The sequence below is a fragment of the Sphingobacterium shayense genome (genome assembly GCF_013179575.1).
Taxonomy (GTDB): Bacteria; Bacteroidota; Bacteroidia; order Sphingobacteriales; family Sphingobacteriaceae; genus Sphingobacterium; species Sphingobacterium shayense.
Window position 1 is genome coordinate 1 of sequence record NZ_JABMCQ010000023.1, and the last position, 25,146, is coordinate 25,146.

Consider the following 25,146-nt stretch of genomic DNA (forward strand, 5'->3'; position numbering starts at 1 on the left):
GGGTACGACGACCGTTAAACCAATCAATTGCTAATTCCATAGAACTCGATAAAGGCAACGCCTCGGCCTGTTTACTTAAAGCAGGAATTATTTTGTCTTCAATTATATTGTTTATTCTTTCTTGTTGTTCCTCAGAAAGTCCATCGACCTCGTTCAACAATTCCGCCAGCGGCCACATTAATAACTGTCTAAACCAAGCATAAGAATCACCAAATGCAGATTGCCCAGCCTCCATGCCGATCATGCCTGGAATAATCGAACCATCGACCTGTCCACAGATCCCGCGCACGAGTTTATCTTCCACTTCGTTTTTTGGAGCAACTAGCATATCGCAAGTTGAAGTCCCCATCACTTTGCTTAAAAAGTAAGGTTCGATCTGCCCGCCAACTGCTCCCATATGACAGTCAAAAGCGCCTATTCCAACAACCACATCCGCGCTGAGCCCAAGGCGTTCTGCCCACTCTACAGACAATGTGCCTGCAGCTTGGTCGGCGGTGTAGGTTTTTGAGAATAATCGCGAGGTAAGTCCGTCTAACAAGGGGTCCAGCTCCTTAAAAAAATCATTAGGCGGTAAGCCGTCGAATTCTTCGGACCAAAGAGATTTATGTCCCGCAGAACAAACGCCTCGCTTAATTCGCTCGGCTGAAGTTCCACCGGTTAATAAAAACGGGATATAATCACAATGTTCTACCCAACTAAAGGCCGCTTGGCGTACCGCAACGTCCTCGCGAATAACATGCAGGAGTTTCGCCCAAAACCATTCGGACGAATATATACCACCAACATACTTCAAGTAATCGATATCATATTTCTTGGCATGATCATTAATTTGCTGAGCTTCAAGAACTGCGGTGTGATCTTTCCACAGGACGAACATTGCATTTGGGTTATCCGCGAATTCGTCCAAAAGCGCCAAAGGAACACCTTTTTCATTTACCGCTACCGGTGTAGAGCCAGTCGTATCTACTGATATTGCTTTTACACATTCCGCAATACCTGCAACACCCGATTTAGCTAAACAATCTTTGATCGTCGCCTCAAGTCCCTCAATATAGTCTAGTGGATGCTGACGAAATTGATTCGTTGCTGCATTACAGAATTCTCCCCGTTTCCACCGAGGATAGTAGAATACCGAAGACGCGATTTCCTGGCCATCAGCGGCATTAACTAATACAGATCGAACTGAGTCACTTCCATAGTCTACTCCGATCACATACGATTTACTCATTATAAATTATCCTTTTATGGTTTATAAAAACTCAAATATTCGCTCCTAGCGACTCAAAATCTGTGACACGAAATGAGTCAGTAATAATTATTAGTGTCAAATTAACATTTATATTTTTATAAAATGAAATTTTTATTGTTTTTTTGTGTTAACAATCCTTTTGGGAGGATTTATTTGATTCAACAGGAAGGACAGCATTACTACGCATATTTTTTTGTAAATTTCGGCCAAGCGTATACTAACAGGGAAATCGAGGTTTAAACTCTCGCAAATAAAAATTATACCAATCAATATAATATGGAATATTATAAAAGTCAAACAGCTCTATTATTAGCTGTGGATTGTATCATATTTGGATTTAATGGTGAATCACTTGAAATTTTATTAATCAAACGGGATTTTGAACCAGAGCGCGGGAAATGGAGCCTAATGGGAGGCTTTGTACAGCCGGAAGAAAATCCGGAGGGAGCCGCTTCAAGGGTACTAAAGAAACTGACCGCCATGGAAAACATATATATGGAAGATTGCGGCATCTTTGGCACACCCAATCGTGAGCACGACGAACGGGTCGTCAGCATTGCATTCTTTGCACTGGTGGACACGCTCCAATATGAACATATACTCTCTCATGAATACGAAGCGCGTTGGTTCCCATTGAATGATCACCCTGAACTAATTTTCGACCACGATCAAATGATCAAGGCCGCAAAACGGAAATTACGCACCAAAGCCGCACTATATCCTCTTTTATTCGAGTTGCTCCCTGAAAAATTTACAATTCCACAGATATCTGCGCTTTATGAATGTGTTTATGGTATTGAACTCGACAAAAGAAATTTCAGTCGAAAGCTTCTCTCCTCGGGTCTTATCATTAAACTCAAAGAAAAAGACAAAGGGGGGTCGAAAAAAGGAGCTTTCTATTTTCGTTTAAATACAGACATTTACCGAGAGAAAATAATGTCTTTTTTACGCTATTTACCGAGCTGGTCGGTGGACGAATAACGAAATAAAAAGCTGTAGAGAAATTCTACAGCTTTTCAATTACTTACTTACCAAGCTCCAGAAGTCCCATAATAAAAGGGCCTGTCGCTTTACCGTCATTCTCACGAACTCTCTCACCAACATAATACTCATAACTACCGTCTCGATAAGGATTACCACCCAAGCCTGATACCGCGTTGCATTGAATCAATGTTAACGTACCGTCAGCCTCCTTTTTTAAAAGTTTTTTCTGTATACCCGCAAGCGCTTTTTCTGCTACTGCCCTATATTTCTTATCAATATATCCTTTATTGACTGCTTTCGCATAAGCATACATAAACATACTGCTTACCGATGCTTCCTGATAATTTTTATCCCGTCCGGCTTGGTCAAGCACCTGCCACCACAAGCCATCTTCATCCTGAAACCGTGGCAGGGTTTCCGCAAGACCATTAATAATATGTAATAGACTATCGCGTTTAGGATAATTCTCTGGTATGAAATCTAACACATCTACTAATGCCATAAACCACCAACCATTACTGCGCCCCCAAAAGTTTGGAGACTGTCCAGTTTGTTTGTTTGCCCAAAGTTGGTTTTTGCTCTCATCCCATCCATGATAATATAGCCCAGATTTTTCGTCGTAAGTATGCTTAGCAGTTACCAAAAATTGGTTAATCACATCATCATAATAACGATTATCATTTACGAACTTACCGTATGCTGCCATGAACGGATCACCCATATACAGACCGTCCAGCCAAATTTGATGCGGGTATCTTAATTTATGCCAAAACACTCCTTCGTGGGTTCGCGGATGGTGCTCAAGCTGCCCCATCAACCTTTCGATGGCAAGTTTATACTTTTCCTTACCCGTTTTTTCATATAAAGGAAAAAGAACCTTGCCCGAATTGATGTAATCGATGTTATAGGTTTCAATCTTATATAAGTGAATCTCTCCTCGATCGTTAATAATCGTATCCGCCCATTGTTCCACGTAATCAAAATATTTCTGATCTTTCGTTTGTTCCCACATCTTTAACATCGCCATGCAACCTAGTCCTTGGGTATAGCCAAAATACAATGCTTTCCCATGATCAAACTGCCAAGCTTCAGGAAAACGTTTCATTTCTGATTCCGCAAACTGCTGAGAAAGCTTTTTTGATTGCCCATAGGAAATGCCATAGACACAAAGAAGGAACAACAGGTATAGGACTCTTTTAAAAGCGCATAGATTTATCATACTTATCAACTTTATAATTTTCATTTTTCAATTCCTTTTTTAATTTCAAATAGGAGTGCGTGACACTTCGGAGCGAAAGCTAGGACAACGTGACGCGCTGTTTCATCTCTCCCTAATCCCTCAACACTAATATGATGGGTGTTGTTGGCCTTGTAATCCTGGGTTGTTATCTATAGTAGAAGTTGATAAAGGAAAAATTTCCACTTTATTCTTCTCTAATCCCCGGTAAATATTCTGAACCCACACCGCATCAGCTTTCAGCGCATTTGTAAAAAACAATGGCGAAGCACCGTACATATCTAAAATAGTGTAACCCTGATTTTGAAGCGCTATTTTTTCAACTGGAGTGGGTTCGCTTTTTAAGCCAATAAAATCTAAAGCAACCAGAGGATCGTTAAACGACGTCGCGGGTGTACTCTTATATGCACGATATCTGTCAACATCCTGATATTTACCGGTATGTGCTGCTAAATCCAGCAGATCCTTCTTTGTTTCTGTTAATTTCTCATATAGAATACCCCAGCGTATAAGGTCTGTTCTACGCCATCCCTCAAAACCGAGTTCCAGTTTACGCTCTTGGATGATTGCTTCTTTAAAACCCTCATAACTGCCGGGCGTACTTCCAATCTTCGTTCTATCATCTCCAAAAGCACGTAATCTTACTTGCTCGAGCATTTCCTTAGCCGCCCCAGTAGGTCCATTATTTAACTCGTTTTCGGCCTCGGCATACATAAGTAAAACATCGGCATAACGTAGATGAATCCAGTTTATATTGCGTTTCGAAGCTGAAACACCCTGGTCCGATTTCCAATTCACGCGGAACTTTCCGATTGTATTGCTGGAATAAGTGTTCAGCTCATGCCGGCTATCGGCTGAAATCGCGTAGTTTGCAATAGTAACATCTCTACGTAAATCTCCATCCCTAAATTCATAATAGTAAGTAGGAAAAGCAGCCATCGCCGGCTGCGCTTTGTTATAAAATGAGTTTTGGTGAGCAAACATCCCGTTAGTATATCCTGTCCTCAATTCGTTACGATCCTCGCCAAGTTGCCCATATTCAAACATAGATTCACTATTGTAGCGCCCATTCACCAAATCTCTAAAAATCGTTTCATAATCGATCAAACTATTCTCCCCGCGCTGTACGACCGCTGCGCAGGCGTCACGTGCTATTTCATATAAATCGGTAATGCGTTGCGTGTCGCTACGTCGAGCTAAGGCCAAGCTGGAAGGGGCATAGCTATCTAAATCCCAACGTAAAGAATATCCAGCTGCATATAGAGCAACACGGGCAAGTAAACCGTACGCCGCATTTTTTGTGACTCGTTCGACAGCGAGTCCTGATTCACTCTTCCATGGGACGAGATCAATCGCCTTTTGCAAATCAGCTACACACCCGTCTAAAATTGTATCTCGACTAACGCGAGAAGAAGAAAAACTTTCCATCTCGACAACCGGAACTGTTGGATAGGGTACATCTCCGAAATGACGAACCACCTGCAACATGTTCATCGCACGAATTGCATAAGCTTCCCCCAATAACATGTTTACCTTCTGTTGATCTGCCTCTGACAGACCCGTCATCAAAGGAATATTTTTAATCAAAATGTTCGCCTGTTCAACCCCTGCATACATCGCTGCATATGTTGATGAAGGACTAACAGCTGGACTATATACGTAATTAGCGACCTGATTCTTAGAATTTGTTTCCCCTTCCGTAGAGAAAACCTCGTCCGACCCCATTCCGAACTGATAAAACAGCTCCGCATTAAAAGTACTCGTATAAGCGCCCAACACAGCCATCTCGACCTTACCGACCTCTTCAAATATCGTCGAGCTATCGAAATCTTTCTCAGACGGTAGGTCTAAAAAGTCTTTGCAGGAACTTGTCATCAAAATAAGACCAGTAAATGCTATATATATAAATCTCTTCATGATAATTATTATTAAAACGTTAAGTTAACACCAGCAACAAAACTCTTAGTTCTCGGATAAGCCGAGTTATCCACGCCTCTGGTCAACAAAGATTCACTCGCAGAAACTTCTGGATCATATCCAGAATAGTTTGTGAATGTATGGATGTTGTTTAGAGTAACGTAAAAGCGTAACTTCTGCATAAATACTCTTTTGGAAACTTCTTGAGGTAGGGTATAGCCTAGTGTAATATTATTAATCCGTAAAAAAGACGCGTCTTCTAAATAGTAATCCAACGGATCTGAAATCGCTATATTGTTTGTTGCATTCAAACTCCATAACTGACTTTTATTCTGCTCTCCGGGATTAAGCTCTGCCAACTTATTCAAGTCCTTAGTTTCCAATCCAGTATCCCGATCAATCAAAGTATAATAATTAGCCATTCTCGCTAGTGAATTCTGATTGGGAAGGTATGGTCCCATGAAACGTTGGCTGTTCATATTAAATGCTTTATTTCCATAAGAGAAATTTAGGAATATACCCAAATCGAAATTTTTATAAATAAATTCATTATTGAATCCTCCAAAGAACTTTGGTTCAGGGCTGCCAATTACAGTACGATCTTCCGTGGACCATACCGGATTCCCTGCTTCATCGGTCTCTCCCACGACGGTCGCATATTTCACGTCACCGGGTTTCACTGTGCTGCGATTTCTACCTTTTAGTGAAGCGACTCCGTCTTTCAGTAAATAACTTCCATCTGCTTGTTGCTCGAAGTCATCCGTGGTATAAACGCCATCATATTTATAGCCATAAAAACTGCTAACAGGGCCACCTACCCGAGTCAAGAAATTTATTCGTGATTCATAGGAAGTTAATAAATAATCATTAGAAGAACCACTATAAAGACTATTTATCTTCGAACGATTAAACGTTATATTAAACGCCGATTTCCATTGAAAATCTTCCTTCGAAATGTTCAACGAATTCAAAGAAAGTTCCACTCCGCGATTTCTTAAAGACGCGATATTTTGGTACTGTTGCTTATAACCCGTAGAAGTCGGGATCTCGACCTGAAGTAGTAAATTCTTTGATTCGTTGTTATAAAAGTCTGCCGTCAAATTAATACGATTCTTCAAAAACGACATATCTAGAGCAAGATTTGTTGTCTGCGTTTTCTCCCACACAAGTAGTGGGTTCCCCAATACATCTCCCGGTTTCACACCGACCACGTTCGCATTCCCAATTCCTAATACTGTAGAGCCATAAAGTGTGGTATAACGAGTGCTACCAATTCTATCATTACCGGTGGTACCATATCCAACGCGAAGTTTTAATTGATCGAACACACCATTATCTTCCATAAAGTCTTCATTATGGATGTTCCATGCGGCGGATGCTGAGGGGAATGCGCCCCATTTATTTCCACTTTTGAACGTTGAAACACCGTCAGCACGAATGGTGGCTGTCACTAAATACCGATCATCATAGTTATACATACCACGGAAAAAACCGGAAACTATCCCGTAACGCAAAGCTTCGGATTCCCCCCGTTCAGTGCGGCCAGCTAGGCTGACATCTTTGAGTCCAAAATTACTTGATGGAAACTCATAGTAATCGTGCCCTAGCCCCTGGCTTTCCTCATAGCGAACCTCATGCCCGGCCATCAAATTGATATGATGACTATTAATGTCTTTCAACCAAGAAAGAGTATTTGTCCACTGCCATTGAAATCCTTCGCTATTATTGATCGCTCCATAAGGTCCTCCGTTATTTCGCGCATTCATAGTCCGCCCGTCATCCCAGGAATCGGTCCGTGTCTGTTCCCACTGATAAGTTCCTGATGTACGAAACGTAAAATCATTTAAGAATTTAGCCGTGAGTCCTAGATTCACATTTGCTAATCGTGCAGCTTTTCCTTTTGTAACCGCATCGTTCATAATGATCGGATTGTACACATCATATTGCGAATTTATCGCTTGAAGTTCATCAGCAATATCCGTGTGTAAGAGCTGCTCATCGGTAAATCGAACACCTCCGGTTGCCGGTTGAAGGATAGACATCTTCAGCATTCCTCCTAATGACCCATCACCTTGCGTGTTAGCATCCTGAAACATTGAGTTGAAATCTAAGTTTAATCCTTTCACAAGCTCGTGGTTTATTTTCGCCCGCACACTATTACGACGGAAACCGGATTTTGCGAGTATACCGTCCTGATTAGTATTATTAAACGAAAGCATCATTTTCGTTTTCTCGTTGCCGCCTGATACATTGATATTATGGTTCTGTAAAATCGCTTGTCCTCCGAACACTTCCTCTTGCCAATCCAATCCAGCGCGTGAGCCGTAATCAGCAGCGATGCGCGCGTACGCGCCCGAAGCAAAATCTGCTGCGGAAGGGTCTCCTCCGTACATGGTAGCAAAATCTTGTTGCCTGCCAGCAAGAGTTTGAAACTCATATTGGTACTTAACATAGTCCTCGATAGATAACAGATCCAATTTCTTGCTCAATCCTTCTACGCTCACGTATCCATTATAGTCCACAATTGTGCGCCCGGACTTTCCTGACTTAGTCGTTACCAAGACCACCCCATTGGCTCCTCGCGCACCGTAGATCGCCGTCGCCGAAGCATCTTTTAAGATGTCAATGCTTTCTACATCGTTCACATCGATTTTCATCAAGGCATCTTCCATGACAAATCCATCGACGACATATAACGGACTAGTCTCCCCCGTTATAGAGGTACCTCCTCGAACCAAAATATTAACTCCCGCCCCAGGTGCACCGCTTTGGGTTACCACACTTACGCCTGCAACCTTACCGGTAATCGCTTGAGCTGCGGTAGCAACCGGAACGTTTCTAATATCATCTGCTTTCACAGTTCCAACTGCGCCAGTTAAGTCACGCTTCCGAGCCGTTCCATAACCGATAACGACGACTTCATCAAGGTCATTATTTGCACTTAATAACATAACTGTTAACGCCTGTTGAGAGGCAACGGTAACCTGCTGTGGTGTATATCCGACAAAAGATACGTTTAGCACATCCCCAAGCTTTGCTCGGAGTTCAAAAACGCCATCTTGATCAGTTAGTGTACTTATATTTTTCCCCTTTAGTTGCACACTAGCGCCTGGGATCGCTTGGTTATTCTCATCGACTATTTTCCCTCCTAGGCTGAATTCTTGCGCCCAAGAGATCGAAATCATCAAGGTGAAAAAAAACAAAGTCAATAGACCTTTAAGCGTCGCATCCCTTTGCAACCCTTTGTTATACAATGATTTTAGCATATAACTAGTAATATGTTTACATAAATTAATTAGCGGAGGCTAAAATAATTAAAATAACAGAAGACACTGTCCTGACCCATACTGTCCAAAACGCAAAAAAAAGGCATAAATCGTCAAGAAATATGCCTTCAAAACCCTGTGAACTGCGATTTTTATAAATGTATCTTGTACATATAAAACACAGTAGTTATTATTGTTACTTGGAAACCAATTTGTAGATTTCAGATCCAGCAAGCAGTACGCAGCCTAATCCATAATCCTCAAAATCTGGCATTTTATCGACCGTGACAGGCTGACCATCTTTAGGTTCTTTTCCTGTAGATTGCATGTATCCCAAAAATCCGCTTGCCTGTATAGACTCCCTAGACAGTGCTAACCAACCTCTTTCTATTGTAGGAAGAAACACTTCTTTATCCAAAATTCCACTATTCACTCCCCAAGTCATTCCGTAAACAAATAACGCCGTTCCGGAAGCTTCCTTCCCCTGGTAATGGGTCGGATCATGCAGACTGACATTCCAAAAGCCATCTTCGCGCTGTAACGGCTGCAGAGCTCCCGCTAATGCAGTGAAATCTGCTAAGTATTCAGCATAATGAGGATCACTCTTTGGAAGTTCTTGCAGGACAAGCGCTAATGCTGCCAGAACCCAACCGTTCCCTCGAGACCAATAACAATCTTGACCATTTGGCTCTTTGTAAGGTGGAATAAAATCCTTATCTCTCCACCACAATTTATCCGCGGAATTATACAACCCGTAGCCTCCTTCCACATACTTTATATGATGGTATAACTTGTACATATAATCGAAGTATCTTGTATCATTCAGTGTTACTCCAAGTTTTACATAGATTGGCATAGCCATTTGGATTGCATCAATCCATGTCCAATCATCATGACGTCCACTATTAATTATCGAATCTATATTTTTTTGGATGGCATCGATTCGCACCGATTGCGGATCGATACGGTAGAGGTCAATATAGGTCATCCCGCAATTTTGGTTATCCGCATGTCGAGTATAAACCTCCCCACGAACCGGTTTCCAATCGTGTTTTTGAGCCCAATCTACTGCATAGTCATAATATCTCTTTTGCTTATCTACCTTATAAAAGGCCATTAATCCCTCATAGTACACCCCGCGCGTCCAGATATTACCTCGACGCTCTTTGTTGGTAATAATAGTTTTTCCTGGATCTGGCCATTTATTCATAAAATAGTCATTGGCTATGCGTAGCTGTTCAACAACTTTCTGCTTAGTCGTAAAACCCTGTGACCTTACACCTAACATTAGGGCGATCAAACAGGTGATTATGGATAGTCTTTTCATCATATTTTTATGGCATCTTGCTAAATCCTTCTTTCTTAATTTTCCAACTCCCATCTTTCGGAAATCCAGGAAAATCTCCGCTGGAAGCATCCCATCCTTCGAGCATCATTGCTACGGCTGTCAACAGACCTCCATTCCCAGGCAAATAAATACGGAGTCTGCCATCTTGATAGTTATGCCCATTTTTCAGATATGTATTGGTTTGTATATCCATAAATAAAGCATCTAAAGCCTTTTCTGGCATATCTAAACGCGCTGCATTCATTGCAGTCATTGGGAAATCCCATCCCCACGTATCTGCCCACGACCACTTTTCCCAGACAGTATTTAACGTATTTCTCATGACCTCTTTATCAAGTTTAGAAGATTCAGGCACCATACCTAAAGCACCTAGAACAGAAGGGTGATCCGTCATCCATTTCGGGAAGGTATATGAGTCCGTTGCCGTCTCTGTCGCCAAATACACATCATCCTGTACAGGCAGCGGTGCTAATTTGTTGATCACACTATCCCATTCAGCTACACGCGGCTCACCCAACCTTTCCTTCCACATTTGGGCAGTACGCAGTGCCCAATCCCAATAAGCCAGCTCATAAGTCGGGTTTCTCGTTTTCGCTGCAGGAAACACCTCTTGTGCGGGTATTACTCCTAAACCAAGGTTATAACGATCCTTTTCTTTCTCATAGTAGGCGAAGTCGGCCATAAACTCTGCTGTTGAGAACACGATATCTTTGTATTTCTCCAAGACCTTTTTATCCTCCTGATCTCTATACGCAAGCTCCGACATATAGATAACATGTGGTTGCTGCCAAATAAGAAATGCCGCAACCGAGGAGGGACTCTCATTGCCATCATTATCCGACATCTTTATCCAACGGACACCTTTATACCCTTGACGTTCTGCAAGAGCTTTCGCTTTATCAAATGTCCGAAAGTAATAATCCAATGTCTTTTCCATAATTTCCGGGCGTCCCCAAAGTGCGTAATGAACCCCGTGCCACCAGTGCATCTCGGTATGCGGTTTACCGTACCAACTATTGAATGTCAAACCCGTTTCTTGAGGAGGGTTACTACCCCCACATTGCACTTTCGTCAAGTACTGAGATAACACTATTCTTCGCTCCAATTCGTTGGCTCGAGGATCAGTACTGCCTGCAAAATCTACGGCAGCACCGCTGTTCCAAAATTTTTCCCACGCTACGGTACTTTGCCTGCGCGAAGTCTCATAGTCCACAGGGGCCAAATCAAAGTTATTTTCGGAATTAAATGCAAACGAGAAATCAAACGTTTGTAATGAGGGGTCCGGCGTATAGACAAAATAGTGTTTTTCCTGTTCGATTAACTGCCCATCTGAAAAATGCAATCCCGTAAAATAATTAGTACCAGACAACTTGTGCGAAATAACACCTTCTTTTTGGTTTGTAACAATCAATTCCGTTTGGTGGTCTTGGGCGTTTCCATAGTATACCGCATCATCCAGAAATTTTCCTGACGGAAACGGATAACGGATAAACACCTTCAGTTTTCCTTTTGCAATCAATGGAGAGGTAACTTTTACAGAGACCCCATCAGCAGCCTGTCCCGCAGCGGTATATACTTCCACGGGCCTCCCCTCGAGAGAAAACGTAGAATGAATAAGCCCTGTCCATAAGTCTAAGGTTTGTTTGATATTTTGAATATCATCGATACTTGCGAGATCGCCATTTTCTAAGCGAAGCTCAAGCCCAACATTGCCTAGCTGCAGACGATGCGGATTTACGCGAAAATACTCTGTTGCTTGTTGTTCGCGGGTACCGGAAACCTTATGTTGAATGCTATATTTAGCGTTTCGTCCCTCGTTATTGAAGTCATACGACTTTAGCGTTTCTTCAAACTGATAATCGTCGGTATTTTTAAAACTATTCCACGCCCATTCGACCTGTGTTCCCAGAGAAACACCATTTACATACGCCCTTGGAAATGTCTGCATTCCAGTTGCATCAACGGTATAAGCAAAAGCACCATTCCCAACAGTAAGAGAGGCTAAGGTGTCCATTGATTCATTGGTTACATTATGCCGCTGAACAACAGCCATTCTATCGATGGTATTCTCTTTTGCTTTCTGTTGGCAAGAACCAAACAATAATAGTCCCCCCAGCACCCAATTTATATATCCTTTCATATTCATCTTTTTAAAAATTTCGATTTAATCGAAACCATGTTCTTAATTAGTTCCGCATTAAGGTAGCGGCGATCAACCCAACCACCACATCGTTAGCTCTTGTTACCAACTTCATTGATTTCAATTCCTTTGTTTGATCAAGCGGGACATCGAGTAGCGTTGCAGCTCCACCTTCGATTGCACGATTGGTATAACCTTTAATTTCTCCGTACGATTCGAATTGTCCTCCTTTAAATAACTCCCCTGTTTTCAACGCAACTCGGTATGGAATTCGTTGGTCTTCCAAATCAAAAGCAAAATTATCGTCTAAGTAATCTTGTTCAATCGGCCACCAATTCTCGGGGTTCTTCAAGTCTAGCACCTGCTTGCTCCCATCTTGATACCAAACTTCAATCTGTGCATTAACTAGTTGAGACTGCATTGGGTTGGTTGAACCGGCAAGAAGTAAGTAAGCTTTACTCGCATTGCCCGACAAAGGAATAGTGGAACAAGTAGGAAAATTGTCCCACTGACTGGTAAAAATTACATTGGCTCTGTTCCCTTTTATTTTAAAAGGTATATCAAGAAAAGTGAGTAGTTCTGCCTTTCGCGTGGACATAATTCCACTGTCGTCAATTGATACCGTAGTAAGTGGATAACACCAGTTTCCTATTCCCTGCGTTGGAAGTTGCAAAGTGGGTCCTTGTGGTCTAGGCGATAAATATTGTTCTTCAAAGATCTGACTCAACCTAGCGTTATAATAAGTCGATAAATCTTGCGTCGAATAACGCGAACTCTGCTCAATTTCCCAGTCTACGTAATCAACCGTCCAACTTACATCTTCAAAACTGAAATTAAACCTGTTAGTTCCTTTACTCAGGGCGAAAATTGGTATTGTTATTTGTTCTTCCGATGACGGCGCCAGTTCAACGGGACTCCGAAATTTTTGAATGGAAATTTTTCCCTTCAGGATTGATGTAGTATTATTTTTCAGCGTTACAATTAACTGATCAGCTTGCTTTACAAAGGTCTGGGAGACAGGATCAATAAGGGTTATATTATAAGGTTTCCACCAACTCATCTCACCGTGCTTTACCTTTACAAAAAAAGTTCCTTTTCGCGGACGACTTTGAAACACAACTGATCCGTCGTGACGTTCTTTTATAAGGTCTTGCGGATCGAAAATATCTATTAAAAATTGATCTTCTTTTAACTTAATTTCCAACGGTGTATGGTAAGGATGTTGCAAAATTGGATTCTTTTCAAGATAAAGATTCCCTTCTCCGACAATCTCTACTTTAAAATCTTTTGCTTCCGGCGCTTCAAATATGATATATGGTTGGCCGATAGAAGCCGACTTTTTATCCCATTTCACTTTTCGATTGTTTACTTGGACTGAGATTATCTTTCTGAAATTTACAGGCACCTCCATCGAAAGTTTCAACGAATGATCATAGTTTGTACGGATTGTATAGGAAAGCGTTTCTCCTTCTTTTTTGTAATCGTAGCTCCATTCCGGCAAGCTAAGTTGCGCATATTCCCATTCAGCAGGAAAGCCCGGACGTATATGAAATAATCCATCCATGAGTTTGGGATGTACCCCGAAAAGCCCTTCTACAAGTGTCCGAGAAGCAACGCCTATAGGATCTGCAAAATCGCGGTAAAGTTCTCCCCTAAAAGCGTCATAATGGGATAGTTGTTGAAAATTTCCAGGACTAATGCCATGGTACATGCTCTCGATTAAATTACTTTTCCACAAAAGAAAAGCATCTTCATTCCTTCCCGCTTGCCAAAACGCGAGCGAAGCCTGCAGATTCTCAGCCAACGAAACGTTATTTATAGACCAGGTATAGGGTTGCCAATTTGTGCTGGCCAAAGTATACAATCCATCATGCTGCTGACCTTGAACCGATATAGGTATTTTTGGTAAATGATTTTGGATATACTGAAGATTTTGATAATTTTCAAACTCGTCAAGTAAGAAGGCATCGGCCACGTGGTATATTGTCCAAATTCCAGGTTTGTCATGTAACAGCTTATTACCCAACATATCTTTAAACTCTGCAAAGTGACCTAAATGCGGCATCCATAACTTAGTTTTCAGCGCATTGCCGATCTTCTCAGCCTCTTCTTCATACAATGATGGATCTTTTCCCAAGATACGGGCAAGTTTTGCAGCTGCCGTATTCGCCCTGAAATTATAAGCAGAAGTATGAGTCACCCCGCCTCCCGAGTATTGCAAACCATCACTCGCCCAAATGGCGCAATATGCGTCATATAGCCCGTCGCCGTCACGATCGAAATTTCGGCGTTCCCAAGCTAAATGCCGTACAATCGTCGGCCATAGCTCCTTTAAAAAGTTACGATCGCCCGTTTGATCAAAATGTGAAAATATCTGATCAAAAAAGACTAAGTTCATATCGTAATGATGTGCGACACTGTTATCATTAGGGTTACGCGAAATATACCCACTACTAAACACAGACGTTCCCAATTCTTCAAGATGCCGAGCGAGATGAAGGGCTGTATCCATGACTATTGGACCATTTTCTGGAGCGATCACCTGTGATTTAGCATAACTAGTAAAATGTGTCTTCGCCCGATCGTGCCACCCTAAAGCGTCTGCGACATAGGCTCCACGCCACGCATTAAGCCGCATCCTCCAGGCGACAGCGCCGTGCAAAAAAGTCGGATTCTCCCAAATACCATCGGCCGCTATAGCCATTGTTGCACCAAGATTGTTAATAAACCGATCTGGTGTATGAAGTTCTACACGGTTCGCTAATTCAATTCTTTTGGCCTCAGCGTCCGCAAAAATTTGTGCCTCATTCTTAGGAACCATCCCATCTGCAGGCTTAGCTATTTGAATATATATAGGTTTTTTAAGACTGTTGTAACGAGCATAGATCAACGGGCTAAGGCTTGCGGTGTCGCCATTCAATTGCCCTTGAGTTTCCCACAACACAGCATCCGAAAGATATAGCTTATCGATTCCCGTAAAACTACCCTGCAGAAACTGTTCAGACTCGCGCCGTCCTAAATAGCGAAGATCAAATACATTTTTATTGCATTTATAAACATTGTTTTTACAATATTCCCCCAACAAGTAAAACCCGGATTCAGGATCGGCTCCAATATCACCATTTCTACTAAAACGCTTGCCACTTGCGCCTCCGAATATTGCCAGTAAACTAGTTCCCGCCGGCACATCGATGGCTTCAACACGAACGACTATCCCCTCACGGTCGGCCTGTGCCAACACGACAATATCGAGATACCCTTGCCCTAGGTAGGGATCCCTAACTCGATAAATCATCGAGCCTGGCCGATACCGTGTTTGGATTTGTTCAGCTAGAATAAGTTTCTTAATACTATCTTTTTGTTGCAGGGCGAATTGCAAATTACCGCCCATTCCTGGCATATATAAAGCAAATTCTGGTAAATCCCCGGCTTCCACGCGAGAGGCTCTGTTATCGCCATACAGTGCTCGGTTAAATCGATATTTTCCATTTACCAAAAGGAAATCGCCTTGATCCTCCGTATAGTGTAAGTTACGGTCAGTATTTTGCCAATGCTTTGACTGTCCTTCCACTTTCCCGACACATACTATCAAAGCTAACAGGCAACTGGTAACAATTTTTTTTAGCATAATTATTTAAATGTGGTAACTGGACTGCCGTTTATTAGCACCTTCTCTAACTTAACATCGCTCAGATAATCCACTTTAAAAGGTTCTTCTACCCCATTTATCACACAGTTAATCATCGTTAACCCTGTTACCGGCGAGGATTCATATGCTCTAGAAAGAACGCCATATTTCCCTCCGTCTTCCACAATTAGATTTTCAACCCAAATATTTCGGATCGTAGGAATGTGTTTCCCGGGTTTTTCATAAAACATATTAAACCGTACAGCAGCATCTTTATATGTTCCAACCTTAGTATTGTAAAAAAAGACGTTCTCGACAGTCCCCCCCCTACTAGAGCTTGTTTTGATACGAAGCGCACGGTCTAGATTCGGACTGTCCATTTTGTTGTTAAGCGAATAAATATTGCGTGCGCCTCCCGCAATTTCACTTCCAATAACGACTCCACCATGGCCCTCTTTCATGATGCAATTTTCAATGATATGGTTCTCTGCTGGCCGACCAATATTACGGCCATCTTCGTCACGGCCAGATTTTATCGCTATGCAATCATCCCCTGTATCAAAAAAGCAGTCCTTGATCCAAACATTTTTGCTGGCCTCCGGATCGCAACCATCATTATTAGGCCCATGGCTCACTATACGAACACGCTCTATCAAGACGTTCTCACACAGCACTGGATTCAGATTCCACATTGGTGAATTAATTAGTTTTACATCTGCAATCCAGACGTTCGTGCATAGATAAGGCTGTACAAAATTGGGCCGTAAGAAATGTCCATCGCCGTAAACCCTAGTTTTCGCATCCACTTCGTCGGCCATTTGTTGGTGTAAACGAGCTCGAGCAGGTTTTTGTTCCCCAGGACGAGACTCATTCCAACCATAAGCGCGTGCTCCACACCAATACCACCAATGATCTTTGTCCGCATTTCCATCAAGTAGACCTTTACCGGTTATAGCAATGTTCTTCTCCTGGTAGGCGTAAATAAAGGGAGAATAATTCATACATTCCATCCCTTCCCATCGTGTAAACACTATCGGATAATCAGAACTATCTCTAGAAAAAAGTAACGTAGCACCCTCACTAACATGAAGGTTTACATTGCTTTTAAGGTAGATTGCTCCTGTTAAAAACACCCCTTTGGGCACAACTACCCTGCCCCCACCTTCTTGGCTACAGGTAGCGATCAGGCTATTAATAATTTCCGTGTTTTTGCTTGTACCGTCGCCTTTAGCTCCGAAATCTGTGACGACATAATCTTTATCTCGAAATGTCGGTTTTACGATCTGCTGTTTCAGGTCTTCCACTTCATTCAATATTTGTTTGGTGTCTGTCCACTTATTTTGCTGACCAGAAACACTTCCAAACAATATGCAAGTCATTAAGTATCCGATAATTCTTTTCATAATTTATAGTTTTCGTAAAATTTTACAAGGTGTACGACTGTATCTCAAATACAACTGTGGTCGAAGTTTCCGAACCACCTCCCTGGCTTGCTCCAAATAGGAACTCCGGTTCGCCTGAGCGGGGATTCAACAATAACATCGGACGTTCTAATCGGCCGAATCGCTTCAAGTGCATTGGGGCAGATCCTTCATGGAGATAAGCTGGCATATCGAGGTAAGATACTTTTGGTTCCGTCCACTGTAACCCATCTTTCGAGGCAAGTAACAAACCATATTCATGATTATAAAATCCCATATCCCGAGCAATCATATAATATTCGTCATTTTGTTTCCAAACGAAAGCATCTTCAAGTTGCGCATTAGCAGGATGATTCGAAAAATCGATTACTGGGTTCTCCTCTTGTTTATAATACGGCCCTTCAGGCCGATCGGCTTTTGCTAAACCATATTTCCGATTACCCCGAACGGTTCCCTTCGCTTCCAAATATTCCTTTGTATTCCATGATTTATAGAAAAGCCAATATTTCCCATCCGTCCCTTCAATAAAGGCTGGATTTGTTGTACAGTGATCATCCCAAGCGCCCTCAATACCGGGTAACAAACAAGGAGCGTCAGGACGTTCCCATGGCCCTTTCAAACTTTTCGATTTCGCAACCCCAATACGCTTTGTGTCGGTTTTTCCGTTGGAATTACCCATATAAAAAAGATAATACGTTTCTCCAACCTTCTTTATCAAGGGATTATGACAAGTCGTGCTATCCCAAAAACCCTCGCGAGGAGATAGTATAACTGATTGGTGAACAAACGGATCGTATGGTGAATCAGCAATAGCATGTGCAATTTCAGATCCCCGAATCCAACCACTCATTCCTTTATCTTTTCTCCATCTGGAATAAAATAAATGGACTTTCCCATCTTCACCCCATATCGGAGAGGAACACCATATATAATAATCGGCTAATTGTAATGAACGACCAATGGGCCGTAAAACAAATGCTGGCTGTTGATATTCTAACGTAACCAAAGATTTCCCCAGAAGCCTAGGGCCGAAAAGTAAGCTGGATATGATAAACATACCAGATTGGATAAAATATCTCCTACTTTTCTTCTCGACGTCCTTACTTTTTACGTTCATCATGATTACTATCTGCTCTTTTGGTTTTACAGGTTTAGCTCGCAATATATCAAAATCACTTATGTCGCGTATCCTGCGCTGTCCTGCCAACAGACCTGATTCGTCTCAAAACCCGGAATAGAAACAATGCTGGCGAAAGTCTAACACATTTATTACAATGGCTGATCCGGAGCATCCTATTTCAACTCAAGGATGAAGCAATTATTTTATGAATGAAAAAAAACGCCGGTCGACTTTATCCTAATAAAGTTAAATAAGCCGTTTTTAGGCAGCTTATTTAACAGTAAATACATCTACTTCAAATGGATATCATTTTTAAAAACCATGATTTTGCATGGCTTGTTTTTCGTCATTGCTGAGTGGCTTACCATCCTTTTGAACCACATCAAGAAAACTTTGAGGAATCGGACGGTAATAATGTTTATTTTCTGACGGAACAGCCTCATTACTAAATGTTAATGCTCTTTTTACTAGTGTCTTGGTACGTGCAAGATCCTCCCACCGCATCAATTCTCCCATTAACTCTCTCGAACGCTCGTTAAGTATAAACGCGACGAATTTCTGTTCATTTGAGTTCACCCCTAGGGCATCATAAAATTGATCCGTCGCGTTCCAAATTTCTGATATTGCGTCTAAACGCATCTCGTTAGTGGTAGCTGCCGTTGTTTCACTGATATTGTTCGATTCAAAATACGTGTTTCTATCAGAAAAAGAAATCAATGAACCTGCTGAGACAACATCGTTCGTTTTATATGCAACACCACCGTCCACATACAGCGAACGGTCCTCGCCCTCTTTATAGGCAGCTCGTTCACGAATGGTATTAATATAAGGTAGGGCTAACTCGTACTTCCCCTGACGTCCGAGCGCCTCTGCAACGATAAGGTAAGTTTCGGCTACACGCGCCAAGATACCGTCTCTATATCCAGTTTGGCTGGCAACTGAATTTCTGGAGCCATCCGCAAATTTAGACATTGTCAAATAACGACTCGCGTCGTAATTCCCGTGGTTTCCTTTGAAATCTTTATTATTTCCACTGAAATAACGCACAAACATGTGTGGTGCGCGCAGCTTAATATTATCCTGTGTATAACGGTTGTCGTCTGCATTATTAACTATGTATTTAATAGAAACTTCCCCTCCCTGGAATTTCGGCTTGTTTACCAATGCAGGGCTAGGCGCGCTAGCGACATCCCAAACAGGAGCCGCTTGAGGCTTATTACAAAGATATTCTGTCTTAAAACTCTTCCAGAAACGAGAGTCATTTACACGGTCATATACGTCCACCGAATAATCGGAAGTGCGTAGTCGCTGGAATTCACGTCCCCCAGCAATGTCGCGCTGCATACCAGGTAATGTTTGATAAACAGAGGGAAAATGTAGATGCAACTGATTACCATAACGCCCCGCTGTCGCAACATTATTTGAGAATTTTGCGGCAAGTATCACCTCCGGCAAACGTTCATTCGCACCATCCGGTGTTGTATAATTCCATAAATCACTGAAATTTTGGGCCAAACTGTGTGGGCTTTGTTCGATTACAATCTTACCGTAGTCTACAGCCTTCTGCAAATCTGCTTCCTTGCTTCCACTATTCCAGCTTTCATAAAGTTCACTCGCACGAAAAAGATAGACCTTCGCTAGAAAATGCGCTGCTGCCCATTTCGTAACCCGTCCTTCTTGTCCTCCAGTTTCCGGGAGTAACTCATATGCTTGGCTGAAATCGCTAATTATCTGATCATAGACCTCCTGTTCTGAATTACGGAAAAATTCAAGCTGAACCGTGTACGACGGATCAAGCTTCAGTGGTACTCCGCCATATTGCTTAACAAGTTTAAAATAATTAAATGCGCGCATAAAATACCCCTCACCCAATCGTGTATTTTTGTGGCTTTCATTTGTAAAAACCAAGGGAACCTGTGCTATTACCGTATTAGCAGAGTTAATAGCACCATACATATTATCCCAGACACTTTCGGCCTCACCGGTAAAACTATTTAAAGTGGCGTTGTAAGTTCCCCACATTTCTTTAGTACGATCTCCTCCGATCCAAAACTCATCAGTACCATAATTTGTTGTCGCGTAGGCCCATTCGTAATTAAAATGGTACTTTAGCGTCTGATAAAGCCCCGTAACCAATCCATCAATACCCGCTACGGTCTCGAAGTCACTGGTATTACGAGCGGTTATTAAATCCTCCTTTAAAAAGTCCTTACTGCAACCTTGCACTGCCAGGAGCGGGAGTGCTGCAAACATGCAATACGTATATTTATTTCTTAAAATTTTCATAGTTAATACTTTTACAAACCTATATTCAAACCAAAAACAACTCCTCTATTGAAGGTGGATCCTCCCAAATCTGGATCAATCCAATCTACTTTAGAATATAATAATCCAGGATTCATAGCCTGTACATAAACTCGAAGTTTAGAAAGTTTGAGCCGATCAAGGATGTTGCTACCAAAAGAGTATCCAAAAGACGCGTTTCTGAGCTTAATGAAAGTCCCGTCTTGGTAATTCATCGAACTTTTATAGGTATCACCAGCTGCACTAGCATAATTAGGCGAAGGGTAATTATTAGTCGGGTTTTCTGGTGTCCAATAATCAACGACGCGTTGTGCATAACGTCCCTGCAATACTTCGGCTCCAGATTCAATCATGAAACCTCCTCGTCCGTATATGAAAAATGATAAATCGAAACTCTTATAGGTGAAGGTGTTCCCAAAACCAAAGTTCCAGTCGGGCGTAGAATGACCGATAATTTGCCTATCGTTGTTTGCATCAATGATGTAATCTCCATTCAAATCTTTCACCTTAATACTTCCAGGCACAAAATTCGCATTGTTATCTGCATTAAATTTTGCCATTTCTGCAAGATCCTCTGGGGTATCTTGCCAAATACCTTCTTTTACATAGTCGTAATAAACAGACAACCGCTCGCCAATAAACCAGCCGTTTCCAACTTCGTCCATTTCTCCCAAAGACAATTCATCAATACGGTCTCTACTATGTGTAAAACTTAGCGTCGATTCCCACGAAAAATTTTGGCTTTTTAAGTTTATAGTATTTAAGGTCAGTTCGATTCCTTTATTGGAGGTAGACCCCACATTATCGAAGGTAAATGTATACCCGTTAACGGACGGTATTTCCCGCTGCAACAACAGATTTGTTGTTTTTGAGGTGAAAAAATCCAATGAGCCCGATATACGTGATCCAAGCAGGGAAAAATCAACGCCATAATTAATTTGTGCCGTCCTTTCCCATGCTAACTCTTTGTTCGGCATTGGCTGAGGATCAGCACTTGACGGATCCGAAGGAACATATCCAGGTTCAACAACTGACCCCCATGCATAGTAAAGAGTTTGGAGCCCCCCCAGCGTCCCATATGGATCTACCGAAGAATTTCCAACCACCCCATAACCTACCCGCGCTTTTAGCATATTGATCCAGTTTGCATTTTCCAAGAAGGTCTCTTTGTCAAGCCTCCACGCCACTGCCATCGAAGGAAACCAGTCCCATTTAAACCCATCTCCAAGAACAGAAGAACCATCCCAACGCACCGAACCTGTAAACAAATACTTGCCGCCATAATCGTAATTGCCACGCACCATATACGACGACAATTGACTTTCGACTAAACCTGTAGAAAAGCGATCTAAAGCATCCACAGAATTTAATTGATACCACTTTTGGCTATCCCATGGTAAGTTCGACGCGGTCATCGAGGATGTTTCCGTTCGACTAGATGTCGCGCTTTGTAACAAAGTTAACCCAGCATTATGTTGATTAAATGTCCTGTTATAATAAATTAAGTTATCTAAAGTCCAAGAGAAACGCATGGTATTATTGAGCTGTGCGTAATTTGTAGAACCGGGTTCGCCGGCGCCACGATTTATCGAGTTGGCATCCATATAACGGCCATTTCGATTACTATAATAGTCCGGGCCAAAGTTCACCCGGTACCGAAGACCTTTGATCGGCTCAAATTCAGCAAAGATGTTACCAAAATTCCGCCAAACGTGCCTTTCATTGATGTTATAATTAGCTTCTAGAATAGGATTTTGAATATTGACATCTCCACCAGGAAGGTTAATTCTATTTCCATCGACATCGTAAGGTTCCGCATACGGAAGCATTCCTTGAGCAGCAAAATAAAGATTGCCTGGACCAGTGACATTTGTCGTAGCGAAACCATAATTTTGATCCCCAAAGGTCGTGTTCATAACTGCCCCCATCTTAAACCAATTGACCGGAGTAATATCAACACTGATTTTCCCAGAGTAGCGCTGGTAATCCTGCCCAAGTTGTGTGCCGTCCTGTTTTAGATATCCAAAAGATCCATATGCCTGCATATTTTTCGTGCCGCCAGATGCCGAAAGAATATGATCTTGGGTTATACCCGTTTTGGTCACATAATCCGTCCAGTCTGTTGTCGAAACTGCTGAAGGATTCCAGGTGCCACCTTCCCATCCTTTAGCTATATTAGCCCATGCTGTTGGATCAGAACCAAAGATCTCCTGATCACGTGCCTGATCAGGTTGATTGGGGTATTTCCCGTCTTGACGATATGCATCTCTTCTGAATTGTATATACTTAGCTGCGTCCATCATTTCTGTTCGATCCTGCAACTTTTCAACTGTAGTAGTTCCGGAATATTCGAGCGTCATGCGCCCAATGTTACCTCGCTTTGTGGTAACAATAATTACTCCATTAGCTCCTCGCGACCCGTAGATTGCCGTTGCAGAGGCATCTTTTAATACGTCCATGCTTGCAATGTCTTTTGGATTGATAAACTCAATACCGCCGGAACTAAGGGGAACACCATCAACAACATATAAAGGTGAATTGGAAGCGAGCAGCGATCTATTCCCCCTCACGCGAATAGCCCCCATCTCCCCTGGACGTTCGTTGGACGTAACGTCTACTCCCGCTGTCCTTCCTTGCAGCGCCTGCAAAGAATTCGTTACCGGCATAGCGGTTATTTCCTCGCTGCCGATAGATGTAATTGCACCCGTCAGATCTGATTTTTTAACAACATTGTAGCCGACTACCACAACTTCTTCAACAATTTCATTTAATTCTTCTAAAACTACAGATAGTTTACTTTGGTTTACGTAAGACACCTCCTTTTTCGTATAGCCAACCATGGTAAACACTAAAGTTCCGGCACCAGGTGCCTGAACATTAAATTGGCCGGTATCATTAGTTGATGTCGCAATAGCACTCCCCCTTAAGGTAATAGTAACACCAACCAACGGCTTACCAAACGAATCTTTTACGTCGCCAGAAATCGTAGTTTGTGCCGAGGATGGGAGCCCCGAGAGTAATGCTATAAAAAAAAGCATAAACCGCATCAGTTGCAAGCTCTTCCAGCCATCGATCATTTTTTCTTTCATTTGGGTGATCATGATTTAACTCTTTAGATAATTGATTCTGTTTTTACAAATAGATTGCTACCAAATAGATCGTCAGATCAACTAAAAACCAAATGTCCAGTGTTCATTATCAATAAATTGTACTTTCGACAATTAAAGATTTAACAGAAAAAATGACCTACGCGAGAACAATTCACAGCATGCGTTTATCAAAATATTGTTATCGTTCGGAATTATGTCTAATTGGTCTGTTATTAACCTGTATATTGGTTAGCAAAATACTTTTTTGAATTTCTACTATCCAAGATAGAGATTGGTTGTAGGGGTCGCAACCTGCCGTATCCTGTACCGCCGTGAGACTATTTAGATTGACGGACGGATATTGATATAAAAAGGAACTTCGACTTGTGTCTTTTTTTGCTCAATAATAATCTGCGCAGCATATCTACCCATCAACTCGAAATCGGTAGATATTGTCGTAATACCGTTCAGAATAAACTTCTTCAGGGGAGTCTCATTATAGGAAATAACACCAATGTCTTCACCCACTTTAAATCCCTTTTCGATACATTTCTCAAGAATAAGTACAAGGTCATTTTCTGCGATATTAATGTAGCATTCCCCCTTTTTGATATGCTCCTCTTTTAAGTCATCTACCAATATGTGATCGAAGCCATACTGTTGACAGAATTTATAAAATCCTTTAATGATGGCTTTGGGATAATCGGTGTTGTCCGGAAATACGAGTTTCAAGCTCCGATAACGCGAGAGCGCTTCCCGGGCTTTTTCCAGTGCACCGTAAATATCTTTTTCATAGTTTTCAAAAACCGCATCACATTCCTCCATTCCTTCAATTTTTTTACCCAACAGTAAAAGTTTATTTTCAGGGATGTTTGCCAGCACCTCCACTGCCTGGTCACGCCCCTCTTTAAAATGAGGAAACACGACATATCGATCGTAATGTTTTGTCAGGTTCAAAAGAAGCGTCCGTAAATGGGAAATATCACTGTTATACACAAATAGATCCAGGGAGGCAGCGTCACCAAGCTCTTTTGCGAAAGCATCATAAACAATTTTCTTATGGGCACTAAGCTTATTCAGAAACAAAGCGATCTTTTGTTTACTTATCACTTCTGCATTCGCAACAAAGTATCCCTTGCCGGGCGTGGACGAAATAATATTAAGGGTCTTCAAATGTTTATAACCTTTTTCCACAGTATCTCTAGAGATATCAAGATGTACGCTCAATTCGTTAATGGAGGGCAATATATCACCGAGCATTAACTGGTTATTACGCACACCGTCGATCACTGCATCAGCAAGCTGCAAATACTTAGGTGTTGAGGAAAAGTCACTTATCTGAATACTCTTAATAAAATCAATGTTGTTCATGACGCGAGTTTACATACGGCACGTTAAAGAAACACTTTTTTACATTAATTTCCAATTTTAATTAGTGCTGCA

Annotated in this window: 13 protein-coding genes; 1 reads left to right on the forward strand and 12 read right to left on the reverse strand. The window is 41.8% G+C overall.

Going from position 1 to position 25,146, the window contains the following annotated elements; all coding sequences use genetic code 11:
* Positions 1–1,228, reverse strand: a 1,228-nt coding sequence (locus HP439_RS04835; protein ID WP_172389214.1) for a ribulokinase, incomplete at its 3' end; no start/stop codon positions are given.
* 297 nt (positions 1,229–1,525) lie between these two features.
* Between HP439_RS04835 and HP439_RS04840 the strand changes: the two genes are divergently transcribed.
* Complete coding sequence (locus HP439_RS04840) at positions 1,526–2,230, forward strand: NUDIX hydrolase (RefSeq protein WP_172389215.1); 705 nt, start codon at positions 1,526–1,528, stop codon at positions 2,228–2,230.
* A gap of 43 nt (positions 2,231–2,273) precedes the next feature.
* On the opposite strand, the gene HP439_RS04845 is transcribed toward HP439_RS04840, so the two are convergent.
* The 11 genes from HP439_RS04845 to HP439_RS04895 form a co-directional block, all read right to left on the reverse strand.
* Positions 2,274–3,476 carry a glycoside hydrolase family 88/105 protein gene (locus HP439_RS04845; protein WP_172389216.1) on the reverse strand — a complete coding sequence of 401 codons (1,203 nt, stop codon included), beginning with the start codon at positions 3,474–3,476 and terminating at the stop codon, positions 2,274–2,276.
* A 102-nt stretch (positions 3,477–3,578) separates the two neighbouring features.
* Positions 3,579–5,387 (reverse strand): RagB/SusD family nutrient uptake outer membrane protein, encoded by a 1,809-nt coding sequence (locus HP439_RS04850; protein WP_172389217.1) that lies wholly within the window; start codon positions 5,385–5,387, stop codon positions 3,579–3,581.
* Between the two features lie 11 nt (positions 5,388–5,398).
* Positions 5,399–8,653, reverse strand: coding sequence for a SusC/RagA family TonB-linked outer membrane protein (locus HP439_RS04855; protein ID WP_246229244.1), 3,255 nt, complete (start codon positions 8,651–8,653; stop codon positions 5,399–5,401).
* A gap of 196 nt (positions 8,654–8,849) precedes the next feature.
* Complete coding sequence (locus tag HP439_RS04860; RefSeq protein WP_216657765.1) at positions 8,850–9,983, reverse strand: glycoside hydrolase family 88/105 protein; 1,134 nt, start codon at positions 9,981–9,983, stop codon at positions 8,850–8,852.
* Between the two features lie 4 nt (positions 9,984–9,987).
* Positions 9,988–12,141 (reverse strand): hypothetical protein, encoded by a 2,154-nt coding sequence (locus tag HP439_RS04865; RefSeq protein WP_172389218.1) that lies wholly within the window; start codon positions 12,139–12,141, stop codon positions 9,988–9,990.
* A gap of 46 nt (positions 12,142–12,187) precedes the next feature.
* On the reverse strand, positions 12,188–15,769 hold the full coding sequence (locus HP439_RS04870; RefSeq protein ID WP_172389219.1) for a DUF4450 domain-containing protein: 3,582 nt from the start codon (positions 15,767–15,769) through the stop codon (positions 12,188–12,190).
* 2 nt (positions 15,770–15,771) lie between these two features.
* The gene (locus tag HP439_RS04875) at positions 15,772–17,172 is read right to left on the reverse strand and encodes a glycoside hydrolase family 28 protein (protein ID WP_172389220.1); all 1,401 of its coding nucleotides are present in this window, start codon (positions 17,170–17,172) and stop codon (positions 15,772–15,774) included.
* A 22-nt stretch (positions 17,173–17,194) separates the two neighbouring features.
* Positions 17,195–18,310, reverse strand: coding sequence for a glycoside hydrolase family protein (locus tag HP439_RS04880; protein WP_246229247.1), 1,116 nt, complete (start codon positions 18,308–18,310; stop codon positions 17,195–17,197).
* A 312-nt stretch (positions 18,311–18,622) separates the two neighbouring features.
* Positions 18,623–20,596, reverse strand: a complete 1,974-nt coding sequence (locus HP439_RS04885; RefSeq protein WP_172389221.1) for a RagB/SusD family nutrient uptake outer membrane protein — start codon at positions 20,594–20,596, stop codon at positions 18,623–18,625.
* An 11-nt stretch (positions 20,597–20,607) separates the two neighbouring features.
* A complete protein-coding gene (locus tag HP439_RS04890; RefSeq protein ID WP_172389222.1) occupies positions 20,608–23,703 on the reverse strand; it encodes a SusC/RagA family TonB-linked outer membrane protein in 3,096 nt (1,031 codons plus the stop codon).
* Between the two features lie 342 nt (positions 23,704–24,045).
* The gene (locus HP439_RS04895) at positions 24,046–25,074 is read right to left on the reverse strand and encodes a substrate-binding domain-containing protein (RefSeq protein ID WP_172389223.1); all 1,029 of its coding nucleotides are present in this window, start codon (positions 25,072–25,074) and stop codon (positions 24,046–24,048) included.
* Positions 25,075–25,146: the final 72 nt, after the last annotated feature.

Excerpts from the sequence above, each read along its gene's own strand:
- HP439_RS04840 (WP_172389215.1), top strand. The coding sequence starts at position 1,526 with ATGGAATATTATAAAAGTCAAACAGCTCTATTATTAGCTGTGGATTGT.
- HP439_RS04845 (WP_172389216.1), bottom strand. The coding sequence starts at position 3,476 with ATGAAAATTATAAAGTTGATAAGTATGATAAATCTATGCGCTTTTAAA.
- HP439_RS04850 (WP_172389217.1), bottom strand. The coding sequence starts at position 5,387 with ATGAAGAGATTTATATATATAGCATTTACTGGTCTTATTTTGATGACA.
- HP439_RS04855 (WP_246229244.1), bottom strand. The coding sequence starts at position 8,653 with ATGCTAAAATCATTGTATAACAAAGGGTTGCAAAGGGATGCGACGCTT.
- HP439_RS04860 (WP_216657765.1), bottom strand. The coding sequence starts at position 9,983 with ATGATGAAAAGACTATCCATAATCACCTGTTTGATCGCCCTAATGTTA.
- HP439_RS04865 (WP_172389218.1), bottom strand. The coding sequence starts at position 12,141 with ATGAAAGGATATATAAATTGGGTGCTGGGGGGACTATTATTGTTTGGT.
- HP439_RS04870 (WP_172389219.1), bottom strand. The coding sequence starts at position 15,769 with ATGCTAAAAAAAATTGTTACCAGTTGCCTGTTAGCTTTGATAGTATGT.
- HP439_RS04875 (WP_172389220.1), bottom strand. The coding sequence starts at position 17,172 with ATGAAAAGAATTATCGGATACTTAATGACTTGCATATTGTTTGGAAGT.
- HP439_RS04880 (WP_246229247.1), bottom strand. The coding sequence starts at position 18,310 with ATGATGAACGTAAAAAGTAAGGACGTCGAGAAGAAAAGTAGGAGATAT.
- HP439_RS04885 (WP_172389221.1), bottom strand. The coding sequence starts at position 20,596 with ATGAAAATTTTAAGAAATAAATATACGTATTGCATGTTTGCAGCACTC.
- HP439_RS04890 (WP_172389222.1), bottom strand. The coding sequence starts at position 23,703 with ATGAAAGAAAAAATGATCGATGGCTGGAAGAGCTTGCAACTGATGCGG.
- HP439_RS04895 (WP_172389223.1), bottom strand. The coding sequence starts at position 25,074 with ATGAACAACATTGATTTTATTAAGAGTATTCAGATAAGTGACTTTTCC.